Source organism: Nocardia sp. NPDC047038, assembly GCF_040644075.1.
Taxonomy (GTDB): domain Bacteria; phylum Actinomycetota; class Actinomycetes; order Mycobacteriales; family Mycobacteriaceae; genus Nocardia; species Nocardia sichangensis.
The window spans coordinates 1-1,643 of record NZ_JBEYVQ010000053.1; the positions used below are offsets into that span (position 1 = coordinate 1).

Annotated in this window: 1 protein-coding gene; it reads right to left on the minus strand. The window is 66.3% G+C overall.

Translation table 11 applies throughout. From position 1 onward, the window contains the following. The coding region (rpoB, locus tag ABZ824_RS39705; protein WP_356970051.1) for a DNA-directed RNA polymerase subunit beta at positions 1 to 1,643 on the minus strand (1,643 nt) is incomplete at both ends.

A 1,643-nucleotide genomic window follows, 5' to 3' on the forward strand; every position in this document is an offset into this window, starting at 1 on the left:
GTGAGAACGTCCTCCTCCACCAACCGCTGCGACAGGATGATCGCGTCCTCGTAGTTGTGACCCTCCCACGGCATGATCGCCACCAACAGGTTCTTCCCCAGAGCCATCTCACCGTTCTCGGTGCACGGACCATCGGCCAGAACCTGACCGCGCTCCACCCGCTGGCCCTCGTCCACGATCGGACGCTGGTTGGAGCAGGTGCCCTGGTTGGACCGGTTGAACTTACGCATCCGGTAGCTCTTGCGGGTGCCGTCGTCGGCCATCACGGTGACATAGTCGGCGGAGACCTCCTCGACCACACCGGCCTTCTCGTTCACCACCACGTCACCGGCGTCGACCGCGGCGCGCAACTCCATACCGGTGCCGACGATCGGCGCCTCGGAACGGATCAGCGGAACCGCCTGACGCTGCATGTTCGCACCCATCAGGGCGCGGTTGGCGTCGTCGTGCTCGAGGAACGGGATCATCGCCGTCGCGACCGACACCATCTGGCGCGGCGAGACGTCCATGAAGTCGACCTCGCTAGCGGCGACGAGCTCGTTCTCCTCGTTGCCACGGCGGCACAGGACCCGATCCTCGAGGAAGCGGCCGTCCGCGCCGACCGGCGAGTTCGCCTGGGCGCGCACGTGGCGGTCCTCTTCGTCGGCGGTCAGGTAGACCACCTCGTCGGTGACCCGGCCGTCGACGACCTTGCGGTACGGGGTCTCGATGAAGCCGAACGGGTTGACCCGCGCGTACACCGACAGCGAACCGATCAGGCCGATGTTCGGGCCTTCCGGGGTCTCGATCGGGCACATGCGGCCGTAGTGCGACGGGTGGACGTCACGGACTTCCAGACCGGCGCGCTCACGGGACAGACCACCCGGGCCGAGCGCCGAGAGACGACGCTTGTGGGTCAGGCCCGACAGCGGGTTGTTCTGGTCCATGAACTGCGACAGCTGGGACGTTCCGAAGAACTCCTTGATCGCGGCGACGACCGGGCGGATGTTGATCAGGGTCTGCGGCGTGATCGCCTCGACGTCCTGGGTGGTCATCCGCTCGCGGACCACGCGCTCCATACGGGAGAGGCCGACCCGGATCTGGTTCTGGATCAGCTCGCCGACGGTGCGCAGGCGGCGGTTGCCGAAGTGGTCGATGTCGTCCACTTCCACCGGGACCTCGACGCCGCCGGGGGCGGTCATGAGCTTGTCACCCGCGTGCAGGCGCACCAGGTACTCGATGGTGTTGACGATGTCTTCCTTCGTCAAGACCGAACCGACGACCTGCTCGCCCAGGTGGATGCCGAGCTTCTTGTTGACCTTGTACCGGCCCACGCGCGCCAGGTCGTAGCGCTTCTCCTTGAAGAACAGGTTCTCCAACAGGGTCTGCGCGGACTCCTTCGTCGGCGGCTCGCCCGGACGCAGCTTGCGGTAGATGTCCAGCAGCGCCTCGTCCTGACCGGCGGTGTTGTCCTTCTCCAGGGTCGACATCATGATCTCGGAGAAGCCGAAGCGCTCGACGATCTCCTCGGTGGTCCACCCCAGCGCCTTGAGCAGCACGGTGACCGGCTGGCGGCGTTTGCGGTCGATGCGCACACCCACGGTGTCGCGCTTGTCCACATCGAACTCCAGCCACGCGCCACGGCTCGGGATGACCCGCACACT